2 protein-coding genes are annotated in these 1874 nt (G+C 47.6%); both read right to left on the bottom strand.

What is annotated here, in order from left to right:
- The coding region (locus tag DW49_RS0127720; protein ID WP_024421551.1) for a hypothetical protein at nucleotides 1-626 on the bottom strand (626 nt) is incomplete at its 3' end.
- A gap of 163 nt (nucleotides 627-789) precedes the next feature.
- A complete protein-coding gene (locus DW49_RS0127725) occupies nucleotides 790-1848 on the bottom strand; it encodes a hypothetical protein (RefSeq protein WP_229687580.1) in 1059 nt (352 codons plus the stop codon).
- Between the last annotated feature and the right edge of the window lie 26 nt (nucleotides 1849-1874).

The following is a 1874-nucleotide window of genomic DNA, read 5'->3' on the forward strand; positions in this document are numbered from 1 at the left end:
GCGCAGGGGCGTTGCTGGAAATCGTCCGGGCCGAGTAGCGCGTGGAAGTTGATCCGCTGCTCCTCGTAGCGATGCTGGAGTAGCAGGCCGTAATACGATCCATGACGATCATGCGTGGTGATCATGTAAGCGTCGAACTCGTAGAACGGCGCGACGAACTCGTCGATCACCCCTTCTTTTCGATGGCGTTTATAGCCGAAGATCGTGACCAGACCGGTTCTGCGATTGAGCTCCCAGAGTGGACCTTTCGGGGGGCGGAACCAGATGCGGGGAAAGTGATTGATTACGATATGGCCGATGAGCCAGCAGAGTAGAAATGGGAGTGAAATAAAGTAACTACCACCAATGAAAACCTCAAGGAAATCGACTTTCGTATAAGAGTTTTTTGAGGCTATATGCATTGCCAACGAGATCAGTGCATAAAAAGGTGTGAGTGTCAGAAAAATCCACTTCCCTCCGAGGTTTATGTAAATCCAGAATTTAGAGTACGCAGGTAGTTGTGCAAGACGCATACACTCTTGATCATATTTTTGATGAAGGTTTACACCATAAAGCGGAGCTTTCAGATAAGAGTGGTTATTTATTTTTTCCTGTTTTTTTTGTTTGAAATCTTCCCAAAAACGCATCTCGGTTGGCGTCGGATCACTCAGAATACTGTCTGGTGCTACGGCTTGTGTATACCCCCAAGGTAAGCGTAACTCATCGAGACTATACTCGGATTGTGCAGGCTGATCAGGTATGCCGGTGGATAAATAGGCTCTTTCGCCGTAGTAGGTGTTACTTTCGGAATTAATCACTAGACGAAGCCCCGTGCGTGACTTCATCAGCCCAGAACGGCTGATTGATTTTTTCAAAGTCAGGCGTTGCCCAGTTTTGGCTGTACTGAGTGGAATCCTTGACACCCGGGGCGGGGAAATAATGTTCTTCTCTTCCGCGCGTCAGGATAAACTGAGCCCTTATCGCCCATTTATAATAATATCTGCGGCTACCTGTCGAGGAGATCTGACTGATTTTAGTTGTGAAAAAAAGCTCCAGTGCATCAGGGTGCAGCCGTTGTGCCTTCGGCGTTTCAGGTCTTTCACCTATTTCACTTTCTGCTCGATAAGGAACGCCCTGATTATTGGTTATTTCAGTGATACGGCACTGCCGACACTCGGCTTGAATACTGAGACTGTCGAGACGACCTATAAGGCCCGGCAAGCGGCTTTGAAGGCGAATGATCGTGTCTGCGCTACGGATGGCGTAAGGTATATCAGCGCGAGTATTAAATGTAGCGTGCTGTTCGTAAGCCGGATTTTTTTCGATGGAAATGCTGATGCCGGCAAGCAAGCTCGTCAGCCGATAAAATGCCTCTGCCGGGTCTTGTAAATATCGGTCGATTGAATGAGACTCGCCAAATGGGCCGTTTGCTAACCAAGACTCCAACGGAGTTGAACTCATCACGATCACCAAACCCACGCCCACTGTGATCAGCAGCAATGCGGTCCAACCCAGTGCAGTAAGTCCAAGCAACTTTGTAGCCGCTCCGAATAACGTTCCTAACGAACCCGCTACCCCTCCCATAGATAGCATGAGATAACCGTACATAGCACCATCGTTCCACTGCCAAGCTTGCCATGCATCAATCATATTGACTGTGGACAGAATCCAGCTAGAAACGAAAAACCCTATAAGTCGACCAGTGATTTTTTCAGTGATTTTTCTGGCCAGTGCCTCGCCGAAGAAAATAGCGGCTTTTTTCGATGAAATAGTAAACAAGGTTATCCTGGCTGCGGAAATTGATGATTGCTGGCCTGCCAGTTTGATTGCTAATGCTTCTAGTGTACTGTTTTCGAAAAAATCAGCCACCAACTAACGGAAAATTCAAATCTTAT

Origin of the sequence: Pseudomonas avellanae BPIC 631 (genome assembly GCF_000444135.1) — a bacterium.
Lineage (GTDB): Bacteria > Pseudomonadota > Gammaproteobacteria > Pseudomonadales > Pseudomonadaceae > Aquipseudomonas > Aquipseudomonas avellanae.